A 24,604-nucleotide genomic window follows, 5' to 3' on the forward strand; every position below is an offset into this window, starting at 1 on the left:
GCGGCTGCGGGTGGGTGGGGGCTTCTCGCGCAGTTCCCCGCGCCCCTGGAAGACCAGGCCCTGCGGGCCTGAAAAGCACGGGGCGCAGCCCCTGCTCTTCAGGGGCGCGGGAACTGCGCGACCGGCCCCCACCGGACCCGCACGAAAAGTCAGCCGAGCGACCACCCACTGAACTCGACCAACCCCCGCGCCCCACTTCCCCCGTTGGTCGCACTCATGAAGAGCCCCACGTCCTGCCCCCCGGCCACCGCCCCCGGCACCACCACCGAGCCCACCACCCGCCAGCCGGCCCCCTCATCGGTGGAACACTCACCCGTGTACGCCCCCACCCCCGTCCGACGCAGCCGCAACAGCACCGGCGCCTTGATCCCGGTGATCCGCCGATAGGTGTCGAGCGTCCCGTCGCCCGTGCTGTCGTACGACAACACCACCCCGTTCGCCGGCGTGACCGCCAGGTTCAGGAACCCCGCCGACCCGGCCGTCCCGAGGCTGTTGCGCACCACGATCCCCGCCCGTGCCCAGTTCCCGGTCGCCGCCTGGGAGTCGACCCGAAGGGTGACGGACGTACCGTCGCGCAGCGCCCCCGCCCGATAGACCGTGCCGAACTCCGTCGTCCCCCGCCACAGGTCCGCCCCGGCCCCGTCGATCCCGAACCGATCCCCCAACTGCCCGAAGACGGCATCGTTGTCGGTATAGGTGAGCCACCCGGGATCCAGCGCCCCCGCCTCGAAGAGCGTTCCGTCGAAGCGCCCCTCGACCCGGTCCTCACCACGGGGCCCGTACTCGACCGTGACCGTGTAGGGGAGCGGACGCAACGGCCGGTCGAGGGGCGCGTCGGGCGCGTCCGCGCGCCAGCGCACCGTCCCCGAGCCCGCCGCGGCGACGCTCGCCAACGATGTCGGCCCCTCCGGCTCGACCGTGCCGCCGAAGCCGCTGAGGGCGAAGTCCACCCGCCCGGTGGCCCGCAGCCCGTTGACGTTGCGGAAGACCGCCGACAGTCGCGCACTGCCGCCCGGCGGCAGCACCGGCGGCTCGGCCGTGACGGTCAGCGACCCCTGGTACGGCGCCCGCGCCAGCACGTCCCGCACCCGCACCGCCGCACCGTACGCGTCCCCCACCGGCCGCAACGGATAGTCCTTCCGCTCCCGTGTCCACGGCTCCTCGAACGCGAACCAGTCCACGGCCGCAGGAGCGGTCCCCGTGGCGAGCGCGTCCTCCAGCGCGTCCAGCCACTTCTGCCAGCGCGGGACGTAGAAGTCGGCCATGAGACCGTTCCACTCCCGGTTGCCGTACTCGTGCAGATTCCCCGTGTCGGACGTGGCCCGCCCGCCCCACACGGTGATCAGCACCTTGGCCGTGCGCTCGAACTCCGCCCGCTCGGCGTCGTTCGTGGCCATCAGCCGAGCGTCGTTCACCCACGGCCCGAGCAGGAACGCCGTGTTCGTCCCCGTCACCTCGTCCGACAGCCGCATCAGCCGCAGCCAGAGCGTGGACAGGGCACGGAAGGTCGCGAGATCACCCCGCCGGTAGGCCGCCCGCAGCTGCGGCAGGTACTGGCGGCCGCGGTGCGCGAGCGCCTGCCGGGCCACGTCCACCACGTCGTACCGGTACGCCGGATTGCGGCGCAGCCCACCCGCCACGCCCAGCAGCCCGGCGAGGGCCGCGTCGAAGCGGCCCGGGTCGTACGTCAGGGTCCTCGGCGCGTACTCGGCCGCCCGGTCCGCCGCCAGGTCGGGACGGGCGCAGAACAGGGAGTCGTGCGGGTCGCTGCGCTCCACGGCCCGCTGCTGGTACGCGGTGTCGTGCAGCGCCCGCCACGCCCTGCGGGCGCCCTCGTCCCGGCCGCCGTAGCGGAAGTCGGCGTACGAGGAGAACCAGGCGGCCCGGTCGATCTTCCCCGGTGTCCAGGCCAGTTCGGAGAAGAGCTCGAAGGCCGCGGGGTCGCGGTCGGTGGCCTCCGGCATGAACGCCGTACCGACGAGCGCGCTGTCGGGCTTGTCCCGCCAGGCGAAGAACTTGTCGTTCCACAGGTGCGCGCGGGCCCCGATGGTCGTACGGCCGCCGAAGTTGGGGATCGTGCCGAAGCAGTACGGGGTGCCGCCCCAGTCGCGCTCGCGGTTGGTGACGCTGGTGTAGCGGTCGGAGACACCGTCCACGATCAGCATCTTCGACCGGTCGATGGCGTCCAGCAGTTCGGGCAGCGGGTTCTCCTGCCAGCCGAGGATCACCCAGGTGGCGCCCGGGTGGGCCTTCTGCAGGGCGCGCTCCACGCCCTGCGCCGCGTCCGGCACCGGGACGTCGCCCGCGGTGCCGCCCTCGTGCAGGAGGTCCATCTTGAAGTGGGACGCCTCGCCGTACACGTCCTCCAGGTGGCCGTAGAAGGAGGCGGCGACCCGGGCGAAGGCGTCGGTGCGCGGATCGAGCCAGTCGGGGCGTTCGAAGCCGTGCCAGATGCCCTGCGGGACGACGTGCGCGTCACCGCCGTTGCGTGCCACGAACTCCTTGGGCACGTGCCCGTAGTAGCCGGGCAGTACCGGGGACATGCCCAGTTCGCGCAGCCGGTCGGCGATCCGCCGGCCCAGGGCGGCCCGGCGGGCGATCAGCTCGGGGGAGAGGGGTCCGCCGTAGCCGGAGAGGTTCTGCAGCAGCCACCAGGGCTGGTGCGAGGGTGCGGGCAGCCAGGCCCGGGACTCCTCGTCGGAGTAGCCGAAGTCCTTCAGCAGCCGGTGGTAGACGGCTTCCATCCCCGCGATGACCAGCACCTCGTTGCAGCCGTGCGCCGCCAGCAGATCGATCTGGTGCTCCCAGTACGGCCAGTCCGCGTACGGGGCGGTGTAGCCGTCGTTGGTGTCGTTGAGGGCGAAGCGGTGGGGGAGGGCGGTGGATCTCTCCAGGGGCCGGGCCGGCGCGGGGAGGCGCCTCGGCAGGTCGAGCTGGCTGCCGTTCCAGGCGAGGTGTGCCCCGCAGACGTACTTGAGGTACCAGTGGACGCCCATGAGCAGGGTGGCGGGAGTCGTGGCCTGGACCCGGATGCTTCCGGTGGTGCCCGTGACCCGGAAACGGTCGACGGTGCCGCTGCGGTCGAGCAGACTGAGCCGGAACTGTCCGGCGTGGCCGGGCAGCAGCCGATTGAGCGCGGAGCGCGCGGGAGCCGTATCGAAGGCGGGGCCCTCGCCGGGGCTCTCTGCGGCGTGGGCCGGAGCCGACCACTGCAGGTAGGTTCCGAGGCCGATGACACCGGCCGAGCCCAGCACCGTGCGTCGCGACGGACTGTTCATGTCTGTGTGCCCCCTGTGTCGACAGTGGCGGCACGCTAACGGGGCGACCGTCCGTGAACAACGGTGCGCACGGAGCTGGCGAGTTCATGTCGCCGGAATGGACCCGGAGGTACGGATGAGTTTGACGAGGAAGAGCCTTGCGGGGAGCGCGGCCGGCACGGTCGCCGCCCTGCTGCTGCTGACCGGCTGCGGCTCGGGCGACGACGCCGAGGCCGCCGTTCCGAAGACGGCGACCGGAACGCTGGAGCACATCGCGGGCGAGGTGGGCTGCAAGCCCGACATGCAGACGGACGCGGACACCATCCGGCAGGCCCTCTGCACCAACAAGGACGGCGACTTCGACGGCAAGTTCGTCCTCGCGACCTTCGCCACCGACCGGGGCCAGGCGGAATGGCTCGCCGGCGCCAAGGACTACGGCGGCTACTACCTCGTCGGCCGCAAGTGGGTCGCCGTCGGGGAGAAGAAGACGGTGGGCGGGCTGCAGAGCACGCTCGGCGGGGAGGTGCAGGAGGGGTCGGAGCACATGAACCCCGGTGGCAGCCACAACAACGGCGACCACAGCGGCTGACCGCGCGCGGCCGGCCACGAGGAACGACGAAAGCCGGCGGTGGGAGATCCCACCGCCGGCTTCCTCGTCACCGCTTCAGGATGACTGTGGCTGCTTCAGGGCTACTGGCAGTCCTGGCCGCTGTTGATGCAGTCGACCACCTGGTTCATCGTGTTCTCGTCGAAGAAGTTGATGAAGTCGTTGTGGTCGGTGATGGCCTTGTGCAGCTGGTCCGGGAAGGAGTCGATCGCGTACGCGTTCTGCAGCTGCCCGTTCTGGATGGACGGGGCCGGGATGTCGTAGACCAGGCGGACCTGGAGCTGCGGGATGGCCTGGAAGCCGTTGGAGCAGCTGCCGTCCTGCTCGACGAAGTCGACGTGCGTGCGGTGGTTGGCGCTGTCGATGTTCTGGCCGTCCCAGCAGCTCTGGAAGAAGGACGTCCGGACCACGGAGCTGCCCTCGGGGCAGATCGGGTACTTGTCCGTCACCACACGGTCCTCGAAGCCGGTGCAGCTCCAGTTCGTGTTGGCGTTGTTCAGGCCGTTCACGAAGGACTTCGCGTCACCGGTGATGATGCGCAGCGCGGTCGGCATCGCGACGACGTCGCCCTGCTTGTTGCCGACGAACTTCAGCTCGGCCTGGCTGGGCTCGACGATCTTGCCGACGTTGCCGTCCTGGCCACCGCCGGGCGCGTTGGCGTCGATGTCGTTCGTGCCGTCCTGCAGACGGATGACCGGCCAGAAGTACGAGGACTTGTCGCCCTGGTTCTGGCAGGTGGTCTCCGCGTTGGCCAGGTCCTCGTCGCTCGCGAAGGCGTTGTTGCTCTGGTTGCCGACGTAGTCGTGCTGGTGCTGGGCACCGTTGCTGACACCGGGGGCGACGATCACGTTGTCCGAGTTGCGGAGCTCGTTCTCGTTGGTGCCGCAGCTGGTGGTGAAGGAACCCGTCGAACCGCCGTCGCCGTTGGCCGCGAGGCCGTTGCCGTTGACGCCCTTCGGGCCGCCGTTCGGCTGGACCTGGTTGATGTCGATGAAGTCGCCCGCGACCGGACCGTTGCCGCCCTGGCCGTTGCCGCCCTGGTTCTGGCCGTCGCCGCCCTGGTTCTGGCCATCGCCCTGGTTCTGGCCGTCACCACCCTGGTTCTGACCGTCCTGGTTCTGGTCCTGGCCGTCGTTGTTGCCGCCCTGGTCCTGGCCCTCACCCGCGTTGGTCTGGTTCGGGTCGGCGACGCCCTTGCAGGCGGCGAGCTGGTCCATGCCCTGCGGAGCCTGCCCGCCCGCGTTCCGGATGTTGATGCCGATCCGGTCGAGGGTGGCCACTCGCTTGGACTTGAGCGGGCCGATGATGGCGTTGTTGACGAAGCCGGCGTCTCCCGCCTGGGCCTGGCGCGTGTCGGCGAGGCGCTTGTAGGCCTCGGTGATCTGCTGGTCCAGCAGCGCCAGCTCCTTGGCGACACCCTGGCGGGCCCTCTCGGGCACGTTCGTCAGCTGCTGGCCGACGTCCGGGCAGTCGATCGTGGCCACCTGCGCGGAGGCCAGCGTGCTGTTCTGCCCGGACTCCGACTCGCCCGCTGAGGCGTAGAAGTTCGCCCAGACCAGGCCGCCGCCCGCGACCGCGAGCGCCGCGGATGCGGCGATGGCCCGGACGGCCAGCGGCGAACGTCGTTTGCGTGTGTTGCGTCCCATGGAACTCCTCTGACTTCCTTGCGGGGCTATCGAGGCGCCCGACAGGAGTGAAGCGGCTCCCTCACATACGCGGTGAGTCCCAGGAGTGTTCAGACGACTCAGAAATTGATGAGAGATTCGTGGGACAAAGTGGTTTCAACACCCCACGAAACACCGGGAGTTGTCACTTCTCTACGGCGTGTGCGCGGTGAGGGTCCCGGGCGGGGTCCGTGAAGGGATCGTTTCGGCGGCCCTGGTCAGGATGAGCGAGTACCGCCGTCCGCGTGCCGATTGCCCGTTCGGCCGCGGTTCCGAACGCGCCGCCGAAATCGTGCGTCGGCTCTAGAGGCCCAGCACCTTCGCCTCCACCGCGGGGTCCAGACCCACCGGAGGCCGGTCGGGCCGGTGCGGTGCGACGCCGCCGAGCCCTGTCAGCCACTCCCAGGTGTCCCGCACGGTCTCCGTCACGTCCCGGCAGCGCAGCCCGTCCCGCTCGGCCCGCGACACGTCCGCCCGGTGCAGCGCGTCGTGCAGGTCGCTCCCGGCGGGCACCCACACCGGCAGCTCGGTCCACGGTTCGACACCGGCGTCGAGGATCGACTCCGGTGCCGTCCAGCGGAGTTCGGCTCCGCCTCCGGTCACCCGCACGCACGCGTCGAGCAGTTCGCCCATGGTGGTCGCGCCCGTGCGGCCGGCCAGGTTGTAGGCGCCGCTCAGCCCGCGTTCCGCCGCGCCGAGCACCCAGTCGGCGAGATCGCGGACGTCGACGTACTGGAGAGGGAGGTCCCGGGGGCCGGGCGCCAGGACCGGTCCGCCCCGGGCCACACGGTTGAGCCACCAGGGCAGCCGGCCGATGTTCTCGTACGGTCCGAGGATCAGCCCGGAGCGCACCAGGAGCGAGCAGTCGGCACCGAACGCCTCGACGGCGGCGAGCTCACCGCCCCGCTTGTCGCGGGCGTAGTCGGTCTGCTCCGCGTCGGCCGACGCGCCCTCCACCAGGGGCGCCCGCTCGTCGTACCCGGCGGCCGGGGGCCAGGCGTACACCGAGCAACTCGACACGTACACATGACGTTCGACCCGGTCGGCCAGCAGTCGCGCGGCGTCCCGGACCGCTCGCGGCGCCGCCGACCACGTGTCGACGACGACATCCCACCCGCCGCCGGAACCGGAACCGGTGGAGGCGGCCTCGACGAGCGCCGCGAGCCCGTCCGGCGCGGTGCGGTCGCCCAGCACCGACCGCACCCCGGCCGGAGGCGCGTGCCGTCCCCGATGGAAGACGGTCACCTCCCAGCCACGGGCCAGCGCCGACTCCACGACGGCGCGGCCCACGAACTCCGTCCCACCCAGCATCAGAAGTCTCATACCGCCGACTCTGCCCGCGGGGGCGCCGGTACGGAACGGGAATCTGCTCTCAGGAGATCTGCTCCCGGAAGGTCGTCTGCCGGGAAGTCCTCTCTCAGGAGCTCAGGAGCTCAAGAGCTCAAGAGCTCAGGAGCTCAGGAGCTCAGGAGCTCAGGAGCTCAGGAGCTCAGGAGGTCTCCTAGCAGCAGATCAACCACGCAGCGGCGGCGAGTACTTGTACCCCACTCGCCGAACGGTCCGGATCGCCTGGCGGAACTCCGCGCCGAGCTTTCGGCGCAGCCGGGCGATGTGGACGTCGACGGTCCGCCCGTCGCCGACATGCCCGTAGCCCCACACCGTCGTGACCAACTGGTCGCGGGTGTGCACCCGATGGGGATGCGCGACCAGATGGGCGAGGAGTTCGAACTCCAGATAGGTGAGGTCGAGCGGCCGCCCGTCGACCTGCGCGGTGCGCCGCTCGGTGTCGACGCGGACCAGCTCGTCATTCCCGACCTCGACCGTCGGCACCGGCGGTACCGGAGGCGCCGGCGGCTGCTGGTCGGCCGGCACGAGCACCAGGTAGCCGACCATCGGCGGCCGGCCCGGCAGCGTGGGCAGGGTGTGCTGGGGCGCGGGCATCCAGGTGGCGCCCGGCGGCAGGAAGTCGGCGATGTCCACGACCTCGTCCCGGCCCACCGCGCGCAGCCGGTGGCGGGGCGAGGGGCCGGGGGAGGGGACGGCGTCGGGGGCGGAGCCCGACGCGGCGGTGAACGGGGTGGCGGTCGACAGAGAACGGGTGTTCGCCATGAGAGGTCAGCTCTTTCGCGCGAGAAGTTCGTCCGGGAGACCTCGGCGACCGAGTTCGTGGTCGGTGACCCGCCGAGGGACGTACGTCGTTCCGCGCCGACCGAAGGCCGGGGTGTACGGCTTTAGAGGGCCGGCGCGTTCGTCGCGCGGCAACACACCCGGTCGAAGTCGTGGTGCTGACGGGAAGGCCAGAAGGGCTCCAGGTCATGACGACCCGTCGCGCGTGGGTTCTGGAAGCCGGCCATGGCCCCATTGAAGCAGACACACGCCCGCCGCAGGAGTCCGCTCCCCCTGCTTGCTCGCATCCTGGACATGACGGGAGTCTGCCGTGACCTCAGCCGACCAGGCGTTTGTGCCAGTCCAACGGGGTGACGGTGATGGCCGTGCCGGGATCGCCGTCCCACTGTGCGGATAGTCCCTGCGCCGCGAGGGCCGCGACGACGTCCCGTCCGACCGCCGCCGTGGTCTCGGCGGACCCGTCGAACCCGCCGTAGAGCAGCATCAGTCCGTGCCCGGCGGCGGCGCCCTCGGTGCACTGGGAGTGGAAGAACACGAAACCCCGGGCGTCCGAGGGGCCTTCGGCGCCTATCTCGCTCGTACCGCAGCTGCGGCAGCAGGTGAAGTTCTCCCGGGCGGTGATGCCGTGCGCCCCCTGGAGCGCCTCGAAGGCACGGGTGAGCCGCTCCGGGTCGGTGACCCCGTCCCAGGTGTCCTGCTCGGCGAGCCGCTCCACCCAGAGCCGGTCGACGAGCTGCCGGGCCTGCGCGCGGGAGACGGGCCGGTGGTCGCCCTCGACCAGGTACTCCTCGGCGGCCTCGGTGAGCTGTGCCCGGTCGCCGTATCCGCAGCGCAGCAACTCCCGTACCCGCTCCTCGACCTGCTCCCGTACGTCGTCGTCGAGCTCCGGCACCTCCTCGGGGGCGTCGTGCTCGACCGGGGTCCACTCGATGCCGGTGTCCCAGCCCGCCGCCCGCCGCGCCCAGCCGGTCATGGCCCGCGCGACGCACTCCGGGTCGGTCAGCACGGTCCCGAAGAACCGGTCGCGGCCCTCGCGGTGTTCCAGCTGGTACTCGCCGTCGGTGCCGTCGTCGGCCCGCTGGTGCCAGACCTGGACGAAGACGTCCGGCACGTCCGGTATCCGCTGGACGACCAGGAAACGGTCGCCGTGGTCCCCGATCCGGCGCACCAGCTCGCGCAGCCCCTCCGCCGTGACCCGGGCGTGCTTCTCCCAGTTCTCCGTCTCGACCTTGACGGCCAGCCGGTCCGTGCCCTCGACGGCCGGTCCGTCCGCCTCCATGGCGGTCGGCCCGGCCGCGTCGATGGGCTCGTTCGTACGAGTCGGGTCGCCCCCGTCGATCTTCATGCCCCCACCATGGCACGCCCCACCGACAACGCCGGAGGGCGCCCACCGGAACCGGTGGACGCCCTCGCGGGAAACGCTGTGGAGCGCTTGCGGATCAGACCTGGCCGGCCTTGTCGAGCGCGGTGCAGCAGGTGTCGACGATCAGCCGCGTCACGACGTACGGGTCGACGTTGGCGTTCGGACGGCGGTCCTCGATGTAGCCCTTGCCGTCCTTCTCGACCTGCCACGGGATACGGACCGAGGCGCCACGGTTGGAGACACCGTAGGAGTACTCGTTCCACGGGGCGGTCTCGTGCAGGCCGGTCAGTCGGTCGTCGATGCCGGCGCCGTAGTGCTTGACGTGGTCGAGCGGCTTCGAGCCCTCGCCCAGCGACTCGCACGCGGTGATGATCGCGTCGTAGCCCTCGCGCATCGCCTTCGTGGAGAAGTTGGTGTGCGCACCGGCGCCGTTCCAGTCACCCTTGGCCGGCTTGGGGTCGAGGGTGGCCGCGACGTCGAAGTCCTCGGCGGTGCGGTAGAGCAGCCAGCGGGCCACCCACAGCTGGTCGGCGACCTCCAGCGGGGCCAGCGGACCGACCTGGAACTCCCACTGGCCGGGCATGACCTCGGCGTTGATGCCGGAGATGCCGAGACCGGCGGTCAGGCAGTTCTCCAGGTGGGCCTCGACGATGTCACGGCCGAAGATCTCGTCGGCGCCGACACCGCAGTAGTAGCCGCCCTGGGGGGCCGGGAAGCCGCCCTTGGGGAAGCCGAGCGGGGTGCCGTCCTGGAAGAACGTGTACTCCTGCTCGATGCCGAAGATCGGCTCCTGCGCGGCGAACTTCTCGGCGACCTCACGCAGCGCGGCACGGGTGTTGGACTCGTGCGGCGTCATGTCGATGTTGAGGACCTCGCAGAGCACGAGGACGTCGTCGCCGCCGCGGATCGGGTCCGGGCAGGTGAAGACCGGCTGGAGCACACGGTCCGAGGAGTGCCCCTCGGCCTGGTTGGTCGAGGACCCGTCGAAGCCCCAGATCGGCAGCGCGTCCAGACCGGCGGGCTCACCCGCGATGATCTTCGTCTTGGAACGGAGCTTGGCCGTCGGCTCGGTGCCGTCGATCCAGATGTACTCAGCCTTGAAGGTCACGGGACACATCCTTCGGGGTGGGTCACTAGGCGCATGTGCGGGTGCTGCGGCGCTGCGGCACTGAAACGCCGCGCTGATGCCGCGCAGCCTGTCAACCTGCGATTTCCCGATCATTGCTCGAATGTGAACCCCGTGTTACCTGGTGTCTCTGTGGCGCGACTCACGTCCTGGCGGACGCGCTGGTCGTACCCGCGAGGGAGGCCGGCCACCGCTGCGCGCGGTGGCCGGCCCCCGTGGGCGGCGATCGCCTCCCCTTCACCTCACCGTAACGAGCGCGAGCGGGCGCGCCCCGCCGAGGCGGCCGGGGTCACCCCACCTTCTCGATCAGCGCACGGCGGATCAGGAACTTGCCGGGTTCCCGGACCTGCTCGAAGGCGGAGTTGTTCAACAGGACACAGCTGCCGGAGACGGAGGTGACCTCCACGGTGGTGGACTTGTTGTTGTCCAGGTTGGTCACCCGCAGTTTCGTCCCCGCCGGGAACTCGTTGCTGGACGCCGCCGGGGCGCCGCCCTCGCCGGAGAGGGTCACGGTGGAGCCGTTGCAGACCTGCTCACCGGCCCCGCCGTTCCCCGCGTTCCCGCCGGCCGCGTCTCCGGCGCCACCCGCGTTCCCAGCGGCCTCGTCGCCCTGGGGGTCCTGAGCCGACCCCCCGGTCTCCGCGGCCGGCGCGGACGGCTGTGCGGGCTGCGCGGCCTGGGAGCCCTGAGCCGACTCCCCGACGACGCAGTCCGACGCCTTCTGCTGTACCTCGATCTGGGTGATGACCGCCTCACGGTTGGCGATCCGGGCCGCCGACTGGGCGTCGGGGTTCGCCTTCTGGTCCGCGATGAACCGCTCGTTGTTGCCGAGCGCGGTGGCCAGACCCTGGCAGACACTGGAATCCGCCGCGGTCTGCGCCGCGTTCGACGTGGCCGCCATGGCGAAGGCCCCGCCTCCCGCCACCGCCGCCGCGGTCACGAACAGCGCGACCTTCTTCTTCGTGCCGAGCGTTCTCCTACGCGACATGCGCGCCTCCTGTTCCCGGTGGACCCTCGCCGGGCCACCGGATCGGACGAGTACGCCGCTATGTACGAGATCCCGAACGAAGCTACTCAGTGGTCACAGCGAACTCTCAAGTGACGCACGTCACACCGCAGTCGAAGCCGGCCGTCTCGGCCGTCCTCGGCGCACGCCGCCCTCGGCACACCCGGGCCGCCCCACGACCGCGCTCGACCCCTTTCGCCCGTCAGCTACCTGGAGAGGGCGTCCCGCACCGCCTCGTCCGTGCGGGCCACCAGCGCGGTGCCGTCGTCCGCCGTGATGATCGGCCGCTGGATGAGCTTCGGGTGCTCGGCGAGCGCCCTGACCCATCGGTCGCGCGTACCGGCGTCCCGGGCCCACTCCTTGAGGCCGAGCTCCTTGGCGGCGGCCTCCTGGGTGCGGGTGATGTCCCACGGTTCGAGCCCGAGCCGCTCCAGTACGGCACGGATCTCGTCCTCGCTCGGGACGTCCTCCAGATAACGGCGGACGGTGTAGTCGGCGCCCTCGGCGTCGAGCAGGCTGATCGCGCTGCGGCACTTGGAACAGGCCGGATTGATCCAGATCTCCATGGCGTTCACCGTAGCCAACCGGACCCGGAAAACCCGTGTTCCACCCCTGTCACAGGACCCGTCAGATCCCTTCTGGCCAGGGGCGATTGTCAGTGGTGGGTAGTAAAATAGAAGCAGTGTTCGAGGGTTGCCGACGGGGGATTTCCGGCGGCGCCCAGACCGCGACAGGAGGATGTCTTGCCCGCTGCCGCACTGAAGTCGAAGCCGCTGCCCACCCAGTCCACCGTCCAGCACCCCGTCCCGCTCGACCTGCCCTACGCGCCGGTGGTGAAGCACACGCTGCCGCCGGGCCGTCCGCGCGAGTGGTACGTCACCCACAACCGGCGCCTGAAGGCCATGCGCCTCGCGATCGCCCTGCTCGACTCCGGTGTCCACATGCCGAACCAGGCGCGCAACGAGACGATCCGGAGCACGGCGGAGGTCATCGGGGTGCACCCGCCGTCGGACACCACGTGCCACATGGTGCGGGCGCTGATGCGCTACAGCCGCTGACGCGATGGGGCGGCTGACGCGGTACGACCGCTGACGCCGCCCGGAAAAGGGGCGATCTCCGGCCGCCAGGGTTGGCCGGAGATCGCCCTAGTGCTGCCCGCCGCGGGTCCATACGATGCGGTCGCCCCTCGGTCTTCACAGGTGTTTCACAGACTGTGCCCGCATGGCTGTGTCTCTCGCGGACCGCGGGGTCCTCGCACATGTTTGTTGACATGTGCATGACTCTGATGGGAGAACCCCCCATGGTTCGTGGTCTCCTCCTGGGTGGCGCAGTGGCCGCCCTCTTCTCCAGTGCGCTACCCGCGCAGGCCGACTCCCCGTTCGAGGACCCGCCCCCGGACAAGATCGTCATCAAGGTCGCCACGGTGAACGGCTCCGGCTGTCCCCAGGGCACGGCCGCGGTCGCCGTCTCACCGGACAACACCGCGTTCACGGTGACCTACAGCGACTACCTCGCCCAGGTCGGCGGTGGCGCCCCGTCCACCGCGTTCCGCAAGAACTGCCAGCTCAACCTGATCGTCCATGTGCCCGGCGGCTTCACCTACGCCATCGCCAGCGTCGACTACCGAGGCTTCGCCTCCCTGCAGCGCGGTGCGAGCGGGGTGGAGAAGGCCTCGTACTACTTCCAGGGGTCCCCCGACACGGCCGCCCGGACCCACACGTTCAACGGCCCGCTGGAGGACAACTGGCAGGCCACGGACGAGACCGACTGGGCCCAACTGGTGTGGGCGCCCTGCGGTGTCGAGCGGAACTTCAACATCAACACCGAGCTGCGGGTCAACCGGGGGTCGTCGCCGGCGAGCAGCACGAGCTTCATGACCATGGACTCGACGGACGGTGACATCAGCACGATCTACCACTTGGCCTGGAAGGAGTGCCCGGAGAAGTGAGCCGCGGCGCCGGGTGCCCCCTCGCTGCGCGGGCACCCGGCGTTCGGGTCGGTGTTTCGTCCGCGGGCCCGGTGGGGCTTCTCGCGCAGTTCCCCGCGCCCCTGAAAAGCAGGGGCTGCGCCCCGTTGCTTTGCAGGCCCGCAGCCCCGTTGCCTTTCAGGCCCGCGGGGGCCTGATGCTTTTAGGGGCGCGGGGAACTGCGCGAGAAGCCCCACTCACGCGCACCCGCCGATGAAACCGCACCCCCGAGTCATCACGCGCCCCACCCCTCACCCGCACCCGCCGATGAAACCCGCACCCCCGAGCTACCAGGCACCCCCTCACCCGCCCGCCGCCAACTCCTTCTCCAGGGGCGTCCGGAACCGCGGTGTGACCCGGGTGTCACCCAACCACCCCCGAAGCCGCGCGGCCTCCGCGTGGATCTTCTCCTCGGCCTCCCGCCCCACCCCTTCCGTGTCCAGCAACCGCCACACGACCTCCCCGTCCGCCCGCTGGGCCCACCCGCCCACCACCCGGCCGTTCCACCACACCGTCGGGCCGACGTTGCCGCTGTAGTCGAAGAGGGCGGGCCGTATCCCGGGGGCGAGGTACCAGTCGCGGTCGCGCCATCCCATGGCCGTCGGGTCGAGCCCCGGCAGCAGGGCGGCCCACGGCTCGCCCGAGTCGGGGACCGGGTCCTCGTCCTCGGCGGTCACGAACCCCGTGCCCTCGTCCAGCGTCACGGCCCGCGCCCCGATCGCCGCCAGCGCCCGTCGTACCTCGGTGACCCGCCATCCCGTCCACCACTTGAGGTCCGCCTCGGTCGCCGGACCGCAGGCGGCCAACCACCGGCCCAGCAGGGACGCCTGGGCCTCGGCCACGTCCAGCTCGGGGTGGGCGGGAGCCACGGCCCAACGGAACTGGCTCGACGTCCAGGAGCCGAGCGGCCGTCCCCGTACGACTCTGCCCTCCACGCCCAGCACCTTGAGCAGCCGGGTCGAGACGGTGTGCGTCCCCTCGTAGCTCTTGCCCGCCGCGTACACGAACCGCTCCCGCAACCTCGGTTCGTCCTCGGCGAGTTCGGATGCGGTGGCCTGGCCCCGGCGGGCCAGCGCGGCCAGCGTCGACTCCTCGACCTCCTTCAGCCAGGCCGCGTCGGGGGCCCCGGCCGCCGCCATGGCCTTCAGCAGCATGGCCCTCTCCCGCGCGGCGACCGTGAGGCCGGTCGAGGCGTGCACCACGGCGGTCAGCTCCGTGGGGAACACGAACACGGTGTGCCGCATGCCGTGCATCCGGACGAGCGTCCGGTCCGCGTAGAGCGCCCGCTCGGTCTCGGTCACCGTCCGCGTGGCGTCGGCGAGCCGTGCGCCCACGGCCAGGAACACCGTCGCGGGGTCCGAGCCGTGCAGGGCGACGAGCGCATCGGCCACCTCCTCGGGCCCCGACGACCGCGCCGATCCGGCCAGCCGCTGCCGCAGCCCCAACCGCACGCGCCGTTCGCCGGCCCCCACGTACCGCCGCCCGTCACCCATGCCAGCCGCCTCCACCCACACGCCGCGTCCTGCCCGAAAAGCCCCGAAGCCCTGACGCTCCCGCGAGCCGTCACATCCGCAGAGAGCCTCGAACATCACCGAACCCAGCCCTCTGCCCCACATCCTCCCGGCCCCCACTGACAATCCCCCGCCCCGCGACCCCACCGCCCCCGGCGCGGCGAACGAGGCGGGAGTGGTGACGGCGACGCCGACGCGTGTGACGCCGACGCCGGGGCGTGTGACGCCGACCCGGTGAGACGGCCACGCCCCGACCCTTCCTACGCGTACCGCTCCAACACCCCGCCCACATAGGCCTCCAGCCGCGCCCCCAGCACATCCGGCGTCAGATCCGTCCGCCCCAGCTCCCGCCAGGGCCCCGCCAGCTTCTCCGCCTCGGGCGCGTACGCGAGCGCGTCCAGCAGCAGCCAGTACAGGTGATCCTGATCCCGCGACAGCCGGCGCCCACCCCGTGCCTCGTACCGCGCACGGAACCCCGACCCGTACCCGGCCCCGTACAGCAACGCCACCGCCGTCGAGCAGTGCGCCACATCCAGGTCGGCGGGCCCCCACGAGGTCTCGACCCAGTCCACGACCCCGCCGACCCTCAGGTCACCGCTCGCACCCGCCCCCGTGAACAGCACGTTCCCGGGGTGGAAGTCCCGGTGCAGAAAGCACCCTTCGTACGCGGGCGCCTCCCGCCGGATCACGTCCACGGCCCGCTCCCACAGCGGACCGCCGGGCGTGGTGGCCCGTTCGGGCGAGGTCCAGGCCTGGTAGGTGCGAGGCCGTCGCTCCGGTACGACCGCGTGGATCCGGGCGAGCTGCCCGGCGAGCAGGTCCAGCCGCCGCTCCAGATCCGCGTCCTCCGCGACCCGCACGGACCCCGGCAGCAGGGACATCAACAACGAGGGATGGTCGGCGAGTTCGCCCGTCGGATCCACGGCGTGCAGGAGGGGGGTGGGAATGTCGTCGTACGGGGCGAGCAGGGTGAGCACGGCGGCCTCGCGGCTCAGCAGCCCTGGCGCGTGCAGTCGGAAGAACGGTTTCACGAACGAGCGCAGGACGAGATCCGTCCCGTCGTCGAGTCCCAGCCGGCGCATCCGCGACGTCCAACCGCCGCGCAGATCGGTCCAGTCGCGCACCACCCGGCCCGCGGGGAGCTGCTTGGCGACCCACGCACGCGTCGCCGTCCACTCCTGATCGTCGAATCCCATGGAGCCAGCATCCCCGACAGAGGCCGGCACCACCGATAAATGGGATGCCCCCGCACCCGTCACGCGAGCATCCTGGAAACGCGGAGCGAAGGCCCCCGGAACGCCGGGCCCGTGCACGACGGGCACCACTTTCCGGCCCCGGGGCTACTCTTCCCCGCACAGTCATCACCACGCCACGCCCCGAGGAGTCCCGTCATGGGCACCTTGATCCTCTCGGCGACCGCGGTTCTGGTCGTCATGGGTTTCTCCCACCACATCCTCTGGCTGGCCGCAGTCGCCCTGCTCTACCTGTACGTCCGTCACGGCCGCACGGGGGGAGGCTCGGCGGCGTCCTCGTCGGGTTCCCCGGCGGGCGGCGGCTCGCCCCAGCCAGCCTCCTACCGCGCGTACCGCGACCGTCGTGACCAGCAGGCGAAGTGGGAGCGCCGCTACCGCCGTGAACGGCCTTTCGAGACCCGTCGGCAGGAGCGGAACAAGAGCAACAAGTAACGGCGCCCCGGGGCCGCGGTCACAGCCCCGGGGCACCCCAGATCGGGAACCACCGGCTCAGCTCGGGCTCGACGCGCAGCTCGTCCTCGAGCACGGCCCGCACCCGCAGCTCCAGCGCGTTGTCCCGCCGCTGCCCGTCACCCGGCAACGGCGCGAACGGATAGAACGTCCCGCGCTTGTAGAGATAGACGATCCCGAGCCGCGCACCGCGACCGCCACCCTCACCGGCGCCCCCGCTCCCGCCCTCGCCCTCACGTCGGAAACCGACGACCGAGCACAGCAGTTGAGGTCCGAACCCGCTGCCCTCCAGGGCGCTGTTGACCGCGTGCAGATCGTTCACCAGCGCGGGCAGGTCCCGCGGGTCCCGCCGGGAGACCAGCCACGAGTAGCCGTACGCGTCCCGCTCGATCCCGACCGGCGGCCCGGTCCGCCCCGCGTCCGCGTCGAGCAGGGCCCGTACCTCCCGGCGTACGCCGTCGAAGGCCGCGCCCTCGACCGTCGCGAAGCACACCGCGCCCGTGCCGGTCGGAGTGAGGGAGGCGGCCGCCTCCAGCGTGACGGCGGCCGAGGGGAGGGCGAAGAGCCGGTCGAGGTCGGGTGCGACCGGCTTCGTACGGCCCAGGAGGATGTCCAGCAGCCCCATGCCCGCTCAGCCCGCCTTCCCGGGCTCCACGGACCCACCGGAACGTCCCGGGCCGTCGGAGCTCCCCGAGCCCTCGGAGTTCCCCGGCGCGGCGGCCGCATCCAGCTCCGCCGAGATGCGGGCCAGTTGGTCGAGCCGCTGTTCCAGTGGCGGGTGGGTGGCGAAGAAGTGGGCCAGATGGGGGTGGTCGCCGAGCGCAGGGGTGAAGTAGAAGGCGTTGAAGGCCTGCGAGGTGCGCAGGTCCCGGGTGGGGATGCGCGCGATGTCACCGGTGACCTTGGTGAGCGCGGACGCGAGCGCCGAGGGCCGCCCGGTGAGCAGGGCACCCGCCCGGTCGGCGGCCAGCTCGCGGTACCGGGACAGCACCCGGATCAGCAGGAAACTCAGGACGTACACGGCGGCGGAGACGCCCATGATCACACTGAACACGACGGCGGTGTTCTGGTCCCGCCGCCCGCCGAACATGTGCGAGTAGAACGCGGCCCGGACGACGAGCCCGGCGATCACCCCGAGGAACGAGGCGACCGTCATCACGGCGACATCGCGGTGCGCCACATGCGACAGCTCGTGCGCGAGCACACCCTCCAGCTCGTCCGGCTCCAGCCGCCGCAGCAGACCGGTCGTCACGCACACCACGGCGTGATCGGCGTTCCGCCCGGTCGCGAACGCGTTCGGCATCTCCATGTCGGCCACGGCGACCCGCGGCTTCGGCACGTCCGCCACCGCGCACAGCCGGTCCACCACCCCGTGCAGCAGCGGATACTCCTCCGGCTCCACGAGCCGCCCGCGCATCGCGTACAGGGCGACCCGGTCGGAGTACCAGTACTGCGCCCCCAGCAGCCCCGCGGCGATCACCACGACCAGCACCCAGGACCTCAGCAGCGCGATCAGCACGGCCACGAACACGACATACAGCAACCCGAGCAGGAACAGCGTGACCGTCATCCGCACGGCCAGCCGAGGATCACTCCGGAAACGCTCAGACATCCGTACCACCCCACGCTCAGGCAGCAGCTCGTCCCGCTTCCATTGTGCGCCCGGGTCTCCCCATGAACGGGTCACGCGGTGGTCGTGATCGCCCCCAGCAGGGCAAAGGCTCAGTACGAGGACCGATAGTTGATGTATCCGATCAGCGCGATCAGCCCCGCCACACACCCGAACACGATCACGGTCGACACCCAGGACGACCGGCGCGGCACCCTCGGCCCCGGCGCGGCGCGGAAGGGCTGTGGCGCGGGCGGGTTCTCCTTCCAGCGGGCCGCGAGCATCCGGGCCCGGGCGGAGGGCTCCTTGTGCTCGGCGTCGTCCGCCCACTTGATGTCGAACTCCCGCTCGGCGTCGTCCTGTTCGGGCATCCCCGTGTCTCCCCGTCATCTCTCTCGAACAGTCGTGCCAGAACCATACGACGACGCCCCCGCCCCGGGAAACGGGAACGGGTGCGCCGCCGTGGAGGCGTACGGGCTACGCGTCGATGACACGTCGAAGAAGTGATGCCCCGGTGCCGCGACCTCGGGTGCGGGTTTGCTCCTCCGCGCCAACCAGCGCGGATGCTGTCGTTGTCTGTCGTTGTCTGTCGTTGTTGGTCGTCGCTGGCCCCCTGGACGGCCCACAGACGGCCCAAGCCCAACGGTGCCGACCAGGGCTTGAGTACGCCATCAACCCCGACAAGAAGAAGTCCGCGGCCGCCTCGCCGAACGCCGCGCCGGTCACCACGACGAAGATCGTCCTCGACCGCTGAACCACCACGGCGGACCGAGGGTCTTCGAGGGCGCCGCTCCCCAGGGGGGCTCCCTCGCCGTCGCGAGACGGCCGTCGCGGAACAGCCGACCGGATCGTTCGGCGGTGGCGAACACCCGGCCGTCCGGGCTGAGCAGCGCGCCCATGGGCCGGTCGCGCTTGCTCCGCGCAACTCCCTCAGCCGGTGGGCGAGCAGCTGGACGGGGCCGGCCGTCGGGTCGATGGCTCTTTCCGGACGCCCCATAGACCTACCTATTTCCGAAGTATCACGAGATTTCCGAGACTTACGGCATTTTTCGATACATCAAGTGAGCCGGGTCGGAGGCATCAACATACGTATCCCGCTGACCAGCCGAAACCCTGCGGCCGCAAAGTGCGGCGTTGATGACAGCGGCGGTACGTGCCGCCGAACAATCCGGAACCGTTGGTCGGATTTGATTGCCCTGGTGAGAGTAGGTGTCGATCAACTCTCCGCTTGTCAGTCTCTGTCCCGTCAAGCCGGATCACGGGGCGTCCTCCGCTGCTGAGCAGCCTCTGCCCCGCAGAGCCGGATCACCGGCGTCCCCCGCGCAGAGCAAGTGGAGAGAACCGCTGATGTCCCAAGCACTGAAGAGCAGGAAGTCCCGCCTCGGCCGCCTCGGGCGTTTCGCGCTCGTCGCGGCCAGTGCCGCCGCGCTGACCATCGGGCTGACCGGCAGCGCCCACGCCGGCGTACTGACCCCCCTGCCCGAGAGCACAACCACGTTCCAGAAGACCTTCCAGCCGGTCTTCGACTACGACACGGACAGCTGTCTCCCGGTCGCCGCCATCGACCAGTGGGGCAACCTCAACGGCGGCCTCGACGACAGCGGAGCCATCACCGGCCAGTGCCGCGACAACCACCTGGGCAAGGCCAACACCTACTCGCGGGCCAAGTGCAACAACGGCTGGTGCGCGATCATCTACACGCTGTACTTCGAGAAGGACATGTCCTGCGCTGCATGCACCAGCACGTCGCACCGCCACGACTGGGAAGCCGCCGTGATCTGGGTCCGGCAGGGCGCGAGCACGCCCTCGTACGCGTCCGTCTCCGCCCACGGCGACTACACGACCAAGAACTGGAGCGATGTCCCGAGGGACGGGGTCCGTCTCAAGGTCGTCTACCACAAGGAGGGCCAAGTGCTTGACTGGGGGACCCACTCCTTCCGCTTCGCCGGCTGGGGCGAGGTCGCGGAGGCCTGGGGCGACGGCGGCTGGGACTTCCCGCGCCTGGTCACCTGGAACAGGTTCCCGGCCGGCAACAACGGCGTGGACCTCCAGCGCCGGATGCAGGACGCCACCTGGGGCTCCGCCAACTTCCCGCTGAAGGACGGCCGCTACAACAACGAGCTCAACGCGGCCAAGAACGGCCCCGCCGCCGGTATCCCCTTCGACGTGTGGGCCGCCGGCTGACGGAGACAGGAACGGACGCAGACAGGGGCCTGCCCCGACGGCACTCCTCCCGCCGCCGGGGCAGGCCCCTTCCCTCACGTAAACCCATTGAGTTCTCCGCCACCCCCTGTGACCCTCTTGCCGGGGTGACCGTACCCGACCTCGACAACCCGGACGCCGTCGAATGGGCCCGCGCCACCCTGCCCACCACCCTCACCGTGCCGACCATGCGGGGTGAGCACTGGATCTACGAGGGCGCCATGCGGTCCGTGAACGGCGTCCGCGAGGGCGTCGACATCAAGTCCCTGATGTCCTACGCCCGTTGGCTCGAACCCGGCACCGGCGCCACAACCGCCCTCCCGGACGCTGTGCGCGCACTGGCAGTAAAGAGCCGTCCACCGCTCGCAGGACGCCATAGACGCTCGCAGTGCCCCTGAGGGGTGGACAGGGGCACTGCCCGCACCGCACGCCCACCTGTCTGGACCGTGGCATCGCCATGGCGGTACAGCGCATCAGCGAGGCCCGCAGCGCCGTGCACGCCACGGTCTACCGCACGTTCCTCGCCGTGCTCTCCACCCATGGCCGGTGCGGCTGCCTCACCGACACCCACGTCTCCCGGCTGTTCATCGCCGCGCAGACCAAGGGCGAGTCGCCCCGGCACTGCATCGACGCGGGGACCAACGCCCTGACCACGTTGGGACCGTGACCATGTCCGAGGACGAGAAGAACCCCGCCCGCGCGGTCATCACCGACTACGCCCAAGCGCACTTCCGGTACTTCCGCCCCGCCGACGGAACCGTGTACGCGCAGAAGAACGGCCACCCCGTGGCCCGCCCGATCCGCTCCCAGGGCACGACCGGCAGCCACCGGCAGGAACTCATGGTCGGACTGTTCAAGGACGGGGTCGGCGTATTCAACGGGACCGCCCTCAAGGAGGCGTTGGACTTCATCGAAGCCCTCGCGCCGACCGAGGACGTGCAGCCCGTGCACATCCGCGTGGCCCCAGGATTCGACGGGGCGACGTGGCTCGACCTGGGCCGCGACGACGGCAAGTCCGTGCGTATCCACCCCACCGGCTGGGACGTCCGCACCCCCGACCCGCGCGAGGTCTGGGCGCGCCGGGCCATCGACTCGGTCTTCGGCAAGGGCGTGTCTCCCGGATCCTGAGCGCAAAAGGCCGCCGGCCGTGCCCTTCCCGGAGTGGGAAGAACACGGCCGACGGCCCACACACGGCCCAGGGGAGCAGAAACCCGCTCTGACCTGGGGCGATATCACACGTCGAAGTACAGCTCGAACTCGTGCGGGTGCGGGCGCAGCTGCAGCGGGGCGATCTCGTTGGCGCGCTTGTAGTCGATCCACGTCTCGATCAGGTCCGGCGTGAAGACGTCGCCCTGGAGGAGGAACTCGTGGTCGCGCTCCAGCGAGTCGAGGACGGCCGGGAGCGAGGTCGGGACCTGCGGGACGCCCGCGTGCTCCTCGGGGGCCAGCTCGTAGAGGTCCTTGTCGATCGGCTCGGCGGGCTCGATCTTGTTCTTGATGCCGTCGAGGCCCGCGAGGAGCAGGGCCGAGAAGGCGAGGTACGGGTTGCCGGAGGAGTCGGGCGCGCGGAACTCGACGCGCTTGGCCTTCGGGTTCGAACCCGTGATCGGGATACGCATGGCCGCGGAGCGGTTGCGCTGCGAGTAGACCAGGTTCACCGGGGCCTCGAAGCCCGGGACCAGACGGTGGTACGAGTTCACCGTCGGGTTGGTGAAGGCCAGCAGCGACGGGGCGTGCTTGAGGATGCCGCCGATGTAGTAGCGGGCGGTGTCCGACAGGCCCGCGTAACCGGCCTCGTCGTAGAAGAGCGGGGAGCCGCCCGACCACAGCGACTGGTGGACGTGCATGCCCGAGCCGTTGTCACCGAAGATCGGCTTCGGCATGAAGGTCGCGGTCTTGCCGTTGCGCCAGGCCACGTTCTTCACGATGTACTTGAAGAGCTGGAGGTCGTCGGCCGCGGCGAGCAGCGTGTTGAACTTGTAGTTGATCTCGGCCTGGCCGGCGGTGCCCACCTCGTGGTGCTGGCGCTCGACCTGGAGGCCGGACTTGGCCAGCTCCAGGGAGATCTCCGCACGCAGGTCGGCGAAGTGGTCGACCGGCGGGGTCGGGAAGTAACCGCCCTTGTAGCGGACCTTGTAACCGCGGTTGTCCTCCAGCGCACCGGTGTTCCAGGCGCCCGCCTCGGAGTCGATGTGGTAGAAGGACTCGTTCTCCGAGGTCTTGAAGCGCACGCTGTCGAAGACGTAGAACTCGGCCTCGGGGCCGAAGTACGCGGTGTCGGCGATACCGGTGGACGCCAGGTACGCCTCCGCCTTCTTCGCCACGTTCCGCGGGTCACGGGAGTACTGCTCGCCCGTGATCGGGTCGTGGATGAAGAAGTTGATGTTGACCGTCTTGTCGCGGCGGAAGGGGTCGACGCGCGCGGTGGACAGGTCGGCGCGGAGCGCCATGTCGGACTCGTGGATCGCCTGGAAGCCGCGGATCGAGGAGCCGTCGAACGCGAGCTCCTCGGCCGGGTCGAAGGCCGTGGCCGGGATCGTGAAGTGCTGCATCACACCCGGCAGGTCGCAGAAGCGGACGTCGACGAACTTGACGTCCTCGTCCGCGATGTACTTCTTGGCCTCGTCGGCGTTCTGGAACATCCAGCTCCTCCTACTCCCGACGTCAGCTGCCGGGGTGGTAGTTCGTTCGTGCTGCCAGTGCGGTGGCACACGCTGTTGTCGACACTAGGGACGGGTGATTTCTCGTGCGTGACCCATTTGTTTCGCACAAGTTAACCGGACATCCCGCCCCGCACCCCACCTGTCCGTATGGCAGAACGGTCGCAGTACCGTGGTCGCGTGGACAAGAGGCAAGCAATCGGATCGTGGCTCTCCGGCCCCCGCGCCGCCGCGGAGGACGCCGGAGTCGACTTCGGGTACAGGGGGGAGCAGCTCGGTCTGCCGGAGGAGGGCCCGGGCTCCATCGCCCGCCCCGGCCGCCGGCTCGGTGCCCTCGGGGTCGACTGGGGGCTGTGCCTCTTGATCGCATACGGCCTGATCACCGACGGCTACGACCAGGCCACCAGCAACTGGGCCCTGCTCATCTTCTTCCTGCTGCACGCCCTCACCCTGGGCACGGTCGGCTTCACTCCAGGTAAGCGCCTCTTCGGCCTGCGCGTCGTCGCCCAGGACACCGGCGCGGTGAACCCCTGGCGCGCCCTGGCCCGCACCGCCCTCCTCTGCCTCGCCATCCCGGCCCTTGTCTGGGACCGGGACGGACGCGGCCTGCACGACCGGCTGGCCCGCACGGTCGAGGTGCGCATCTAGCACCGGTACGACGAGCGGTACGACGAGGGGGCGCCCGGAATGATCCGGGCGCCCCCTCGTCGTACTCGTGGTCGTACGCATGGCGTCAGCGGGCCTTCGGGCCGCCCTTCGGCATGCGCATGCCCTTGGGCATCGGGCCCTTGGGGAGCGGCATGTTGCTCATCAGGTCGCCCATCGCGCGCAGCCGGTCGTTGGTGGCGGTCACCTGGGGGCCGGAGAGGACGCGCGGCAGCTTGAGCATGGTCGTGCGGAGCTTCTTCAGCTCGGTCTGGCCCTCGCCCGTGCCCACGACCAGGTCGTGCACCGGGACGTCCGCCACGATGCGGGCCATCTTCCGCTTCTCGGCGGCCAGCAGGCTCTTCACCCGGTTCGGGTTGCCCTCGGCGACCAGGACGATGCCGGCCTTGCCGACGGCCCGGTGCACCACGTCCTGGCTGCGGTTCATCGCCACCGCGGGCGTCGTGGTCCAGCCACGGCCCACGTTGTCCAGCACCGCTGCCGCGGCACCCGGCTGGCCTTCCATCTGCCCGAACGCGGCCCGCTCGGCCCGCCGTCCGAACACGATCGCCGTCGCGAGGAAGGCGAGCAGGAGGCCCAGGATTCCGAGATAGATGGGGTGACCGATCAAGAAACCGATCGCGAGGAAGACACCGAAGGTGATGATTCCGACAGCCGCGAGTACAAGACCGATCTTCTTGTCGGCCCTGCGGGTCATCTTGTACGTCAGAGCGATCTGCTTGAGTCGCCCGGGGTTCGCAGCGTCCGCTGCGGGTTCCTTCCTCGCCATGGCACGAAGTCTACGTGTCCGGGAAAGCGAGGACGACGGCGGTGCCGGTGGGGACCGGGGACCGGCGGCTGCGCTGGGGAAGCGGCGCCGGGCGGCGGCGGTGCCGACGTGGTGCGGCGGTGCGTGGAGCGGGCGTTACGGGGTGGAGCGTTACGAGGTGCGCGAGGCGACGGCCGCTTCGAGGACGCGCTCGGTCTCGACACGGTCCTTGGCGCGACGGCGGTCCTCCAGGACGGAGGTCCAGGCGTTGCGACGTGCGGTGCGCTGACCGCTGCTCATGAGCAGCGACTCGACGGCACGGAGTGCATCGGTGAACGACGGGATCGCTGTGGCGCGAACGGGTGCGGCCTGCATGAGAGGTCCCCCCT

The 24,604-nt window shown here is 70.5% G+C and carries 22 protein-coding genes and 3 pseudogenes; 9 read left to right on the forward strand and 16 right to left on the reverse strand.

The genetic code is table 11. From position 1 onward, the window contains the following. Positions 1-149: 149 nt before the first annotated feature. Entirely contained in the window at positions 150-3,278 is a 3,129-nt protein-coding gene (locus RM704_RS22120; RefSeq protein ID WP_033527443.1) for an alpha-N-acetylglucosaminidase, read from the reverse strand. A 115-nt stretch (positions 3,279-3,393) separates the two neighbouring features. Between RM704_RS22120 and RM704_RS22125 the strand changes: the two genes are divergently transcribed. Beyond that, a complete protein-coding gene (locus tag RM704_RS22125; protein ID WP_033527517.1) occupies positions 3,394-3,846 on the forward strand; it encodes a hypothetical protein in 453 nt (150 codons plus the stop codon). A 101-nt stretch (positions 3,847-3,947) separates the two neighbouring features. Here the strand turns inward: RM704_RS22125 and RM704_RS22130 are convergent, their stop codons facing one another. The 7 genes from RM704_RS22130 to RM704_RS22165 all read right to left on the reverse strand — a co-directional run bounded on the left by RM704_RS22130 (position 3,948) and on the right by RM704_RS22165 (position 11,716). Next, the gene (locus RM704_RS22130; RefSeq protein ID WP_033527444.1) at positions 3,948-5,510 is read right to left on the reverse strand and encodes a DUF1996 domain-containing protein; all 1,563 of its coding nucleotides are present in this window, start codon (positions 5,508-5,510) and stop codon (positions 3,948-3,950) included. A 321-nt stretch (positions 5,511-5,831) separates the two neighbouring features. Further along, entirely contained in the window at positions 5,832-6,851 is a 1,020-nt protein-coding gene (locus RM704_RS22135) for an NAD-dependent epimerase/dehydratase family protein (RefSeq protein ID WP_311591071.1), read from the reverse strand. Between the two features lie 189 nt (positions 6,852-7,040). Further along, positions 7,041-7,637 carry a winged helix-turn-helix domain-containing protein gene (locus tag RM704_RS22140; protein ID WP_033527446.1) on the reverse strand — a complete coding sequence of 199 codons (597 nt, stop codon included), beginning with the start codon at positions 7,635-7,637 and terminating at the stop codon, positions 7,041-7,043. 334 nt (positions 7,638-7,971) lie between these two features. Beyond that, positions 7,972-8,934 carry a DUF6891 domain-containing protein gene (locus RM704_RS22150; protein ID WP_033527518.1) on the reverse strand — a complete coding sequence of 321 codons (963 nt, stop codon included), beginning with the start codon at positions 8,932-8,934 and terminating at the stop codon, positions 7,972-7,974. A 160-nt stretch (positions 8,935-9,094) separates the two neighbouring features. After that, complete coding sequence (glnII, locus tag RM704_RS22155; protein ID WP_033527447.1) at positions 9,095-10,126, reverse strand: glutamine synthetase; 1,032 nt, start codon at positions 10,124-10,126, stop codon at positions 9,095-9,097. A 307-nt stretch (positions 10,127-10,433) separates the two neighbouring features. After that, a complete protein-coding gene (locus RM704_RS22160) occupies positions 10,434-11,132 on the reverse strand; it encodes an SCO2207 family protein (protein ID WP_033527448.1) in 699 nt (232 codons plus the stop codon). Between the two features lie 224 nt (positions 11,133-11,356). Beyond that, entirely contained in the window at positions 11,357-11,716 is a 360-nt protein-coding gene (locus RM704_RS22165) for an arsenate reductase family protein (RefSeq protein ID WP_033527519.1), read from the reverse strand. A gap of 177 nt (positions 11,717-11,893) precedes the next feature. On the opposite strand from RM704_RS22165, the gene RM704_RS22170 reads away from it, so the two are divergent. Together RM704_RS22170 and RM704_RS22175 are read left to right on the forward strand one after the other, a co-directional pair. Beyond that, a complete protein-coding gene (locus tag RM704_RS22170; protein ID WP_033527449.1) occupies positions 11,894-12,208 on the forward strand; it encodes a hypothetical protein in 315 nt (104 codons plus the stop codon). Between the two features lie 242 nt (positions 12,209-12,450). Next, a complete protein-coding gene (locus RM704_RS22175) occupies positions 12,451-13,098 on the forward strand; it encodes a DUF4360 domain-containing protein (protein ID WP_033527450.1) in 648 nt (215 codons plus the stop codon). A 320-nt stretch (positions 13,099-13,418) separates the two neighbouring features. Here RM704_RS22175 and RM704_RS22180 read toward each other — a convergent pair whose 3' ends face one another. Then, a complete protein-coding gene (locus RM704_RS22180; protein ID WP_033527451.1) occupies positions 13,419-14,609 on the reverse strand; it encodes a winged helix DNA-binding domain-containing protein in 1,191 nt (396 codons plus the stop codon). 278 nt (positions 14,610-14,887) lie between these two features. Beyond that, positions 14,888-15,823, reverse strand: coding sequence for a phosphotransferase family protein (locus RM704_RS22185; protein ID WP_052146028.1), 936 nt, complete (start codon positions 15,821-15,823; stop codon positions 14,888-14,890). Between the two features lie 195 nt (positions 15,824-16,018). On the opposite strand from RM704_RS22185, the gene RM704_RS22190 reads away from it, so the two are divergent. After that, entirely contained in the window at positions 16,019-16,312 is a 294-nt protein-coding gene (locus RM704_RS22190; RefSeq protein ID WP_033527452.1) for a hypothetical protein, read from the forward strand. 19 nt (positions 16,313-16,331) lie between these two features. Here the strand turns inward: RM704_RS22190 and pspAB are convergent, their stop codons facing one another. From pspAB to RM704_RS22205, 3 genes and pseudogenes are all read right to left on the reverse strand, one after another. After that, positions 16,332-16,955 (reverse strand): PspA-associated protein PspAB, encoded by a 624-nt coding sequence (pspAB, locus tag RM704_RS22195; protein WP_033527453.1) that lies wholly within the window; start codon positions 16,953-16,955, stop codon positions 16,332-16,334. A gap of 75 nt (positions 16,956-17,030) precedes the next feature. Next, positions 17,031-17,942: pseudogene (gene htpX / locus RM704_RS22200) on the reverse strand (zinc metalloprotease HtpX); the annotation flags it as partial. A 110-nt stretch (positions 17,943-18,052) separates the two neighbouring features. Continuing rightward, positions 18,053-18,310, reverse strand: a complete 258-nt coding sequence (locus RM704_RS22205; protein ID WP_033527454.1) for an SCO2583/SCO2584 N-terminal domain-containing protein — start codon at positions 18,308-18,310, stop codon at positions 18,053-18,055. Positions 18,311-18,531: 221 nt separating this feature from the next. Here RM704_RS22205 and RM704_RS22210 point away from each other — a divergent pair, with 221 nt between their 5' ends. The 4 genes and pseudogenes from RM704_RS22210 to RM704_RS22225 all read left to right on the forward strand — a co-directional run. Beyond that, entirely contained in the window at positions 18,532-18,693 is a 162-nt protein-coding gene (locus RM704_RS22210; protein WP_157856697.1) for a hypothetical protein, read from the forward strand. 593 nt (positions 18,694-19,286) lie between these two features. Beyond that, the gene (locus tag RM704_RS22215) at positions 19,287-20,123 is read left to right on the forward strand and encodes an NPP1 family protein (RefSeq protein WP_033527455.1); all 837 of its coding nucleotides are present in this window, start codon (positions 19,287-19,289) and stop codon (positions 20,121-20,123) included. 119 nt (positions 20,124-20,242) lie between these two features. Next, positions 20,243-20,808 (forward strand): annotated as a pseudogene (locus tag RM704_RS22220) (bifunctional DNA primase/polymerase); the annotation flags it as partial. Positions 20,809-20,810: 2 nt separating this feature from the next. Then, positions 20,811-21,224, forward strand: a pseudogene (locus RM704_RS22225) (ATP-binding protein); the annotation flags it as partial. 149 nt (positions 21,225-21,373) lie between these two features. Here RM704_RS22225 and glnA read toward each other — a convergent pair. Continuing rightward, positions 21,374-22,783: a type I glutamate--ammonia ligase gene (gene glnA, locus RM704_RS22230; RefSeq protein WP_033527457.1), complete on the reverse strand. Its 1,410-nt coding sequence runs from the start codon at positions 22,781-22,783 to the stop codon at positions 21,374-21,376. A gap of 198 nt (positions 22,784-22,981) precedes the next feature. Here glnA and RM704_RS22235 point away from each other — a divergent pair, with 198 nt between their 5' ends. Next, complete coding sequence (locus RM704_RS22235; RefSeq protein ID WP_033527458.1) at positions 22,982-23,449, forward strand: RDD family protein; 468 nt, start codon at positions 22,982-22,984, stop codon at positions 23,447-23,449. 85 nt (positions 23,450-23,534) lie between these two features. Here the strand turns inward: RM704_RS22235 and RM704_RS22240 are convergent, their stop codons facing one another. Together RM704_RS22240 and RM704_RS22245 are read right to left on the reverse strand one after the other, a co-directional pair. Continuing rightward, positions 23,535-24,236 (reverse strand): DUF4191 domain-containing protein, encoded by a 702-nt coding sequence (locus tag RM704_RS22240; RefSeq protein ID WP_033527459.1) that lies wholly within the window; start codon positions 24,234-24,236, stop codon positions 23,535-23,537. A gap of 150 nt (positions 24,237-24,386) precedes the next feature. Next, a complete protein-coding gene (locus RM704_RS22245; RefSeq protein WP_033527460.1) occupies positions 24,387-24,590 on the reverse strand; it encodes an SCO2195 family GlnR-regulated protein in 204 nt (67 codons plus the stop codon). Positions 24,591-24,604: the final 14 nt, after the last annotated feature.

It is taken from the genome of Streptomyces gottesmaniae (assembly GCF_031845845.1).
In the GTDB taxonomy this organism is placed as follows: Bacteria; Actinomycetota; Actinomycetes; order Streptomycetales; family Streptomycetaceae; genus Streptomyces; species Streptomyces akebiae.

Bases quoted from the DNA above. Each gene is read 5' to 3' on its own strand.
- RM704_RS22175 (WP_033527450.1), top strand. From the start codon at position 12,451: ATGGTTCGTGGTCTCCTCCTGGGTGGCGCAGTGGCCGCCCTCTTCTCC.
- RM704_RS22160 (WP_033527448.1), bottom strand. From the start codon at position 11,132: ATGTCGCGTAGGAGAACGCTCGGCACGAAGAAGAAGGTCGCGCTGTTC.
- RM704_RS22215 (WP_033527455.1), top strand. From the start codon at position 19,287: ATGTCCCAAGCACTGAAGAGCAGGAAGTCCCGCCTCGGCCGCCTCGGG.
- RM704_RS22180 (WP_033527451.1), bottom strand. From the start codon at position 14,609: ATGGGTGACGGGCGGCGGTACGTGGGGGCCGGCGAACGGCGCGTGCGG.
- RM704_RS22245 (WP_033527460.1), bottom strand. From the start codon at position 24,590: ATGCAGGCCGCACCCGTTCGCGCCACAGCGATCCCGTCGTTCACCGAT.
- RM704_RS22135 (WP_311591071.1), bottom strand. From the start codon at position 6,851: ATGAGACTTCTGATGCTGGGTGGGACGGAGTTCGTGGGCCGCGCCGTC.
- RM704_RS22205 (WP_033527454.1), bottom strand. From the start codon at position 18,310: ATGCCCGAACAGGACGACGCCGAGCGGGAGTTCGACATCAAGTGGGCG.
- RM704_RS22140 (WP_033527446.1), bottom strand. From the start codon at position 7,637: ATGGCGAACACCCGTTCTCTGTCGACCGCCACCCCGTTCACCGCCGCG.
- RM704_RS22120 (WP_033527443.1), bottom strand. From the start codon at position 3,278: ATGAACAGTCCGTCGCGACGCACGGTGCTGGGCTCGGCCGGTGTCATC.
- RM704_RS22150 (WP_033527518.1), bottom strand. From the start codon at position 8,934: ATGGAGGCGGACGGACCGGCCGTCGAGGGCACGGACCGGCTGGCCGTC.
- glnA (WP_033527457.1), bottom strand. From the start codon at position 22,783: ATGTTCCAGAACGCCGACGAGGCCAAGAAGTACATCGCGGACGAGGAC.
- RM704_RS22165 (WP_033527519.1), bottom strand. From the start codon at position 11,716: ATGGAGATCTGGATCAATCCGGCCTGTTCCAAGTGCCGCAGCGCGATC.
- RM704_RS22185 (WP_052146028.1), bottom strand. From the start codon at position 15,823: ATGGGATTCGACGATCAGGAGTGGACGGCGACGCGTGCGTGGGTCGCC.
- RM704_RS22130 (WP_033527444.1), bottom strand. From the start codon at position 5,510: ATGGGACGCAACACACGCAAACGACGTTCGCCGCTGGCCGTCCGGGCC.
- pspAB (WP_033527453.1), bottom strand. From the start codon at position 16,955: ATGGGGCTGCTGGACATCCTCCTGGGCCGTACGAAGCCGGTCGCACCC.
- RM704_RS22190 (WP_033527452.1), top strand. From the start codon at position 16,019: ATGGGCACCTTGATCCTCTCGGCGACCGCGGTTCTGGTCGTCATGGGT.
- RM704_RS22240 (WP_033527459.1), bottom strand. From the start codon at position 24,236: ATGGCGAGGAAGGAACCCGCAGCGGACGCTGCGAACCCCGGGCGACTC.
- RM704_RS22125 (WP_033527517.1), top strand. From the start codon at position 3,394: ATGAGTTTGACGAGGAAGAGCCTTGCGGGGAGCGCGGCCGGCACGGTC.